At 64.0% G+C, this 303-nt stretch carries 1 protein-coding gene; it reads right to left on the bottom strand.

All coding sequences use genetic code 11. From position 1 onward, the window contains the following. A partial coding sequence (locus Q4563_RS18635; RefSeq protein WP_303605570.1) for a hypothetical protein occupies positions 1-303 on the bottom strand: 303 nt, incomplete at both ends.

The following is a 303-nucleotide window of genomic DNA, read 5'->3' on the forward strand; positions in this document are numbered from 1 at the left end:
CCTGATACCCTTGCAACGCCGCCAGGTCGGCCTCATTCAGCAACTGCCGGTGGATCAGCTGGCGCAGCATCGCGTCGGCCCGGCGCTGGCGGTGACTGACCAGCCAGGCCCAACAGGCCAACTGCATCAGCCGTGGCGACCGATTCAGCACCTGCTCCCCTGCCAGCTCACACCAATCAATCCGACCGGCAATATCCAGACTGGCCATCAATGCCTCGGCCTGGTATTCCATCCACGGCGCCAACTCTGCCACCATCGCCGTTTTCTGCGCGTGTTCCAGCGCCCGTACCGGCTGCTGATGCT

This window comes from Gilvimarinus sp. 1_MG-2023, from assembly GCF_030548285.1.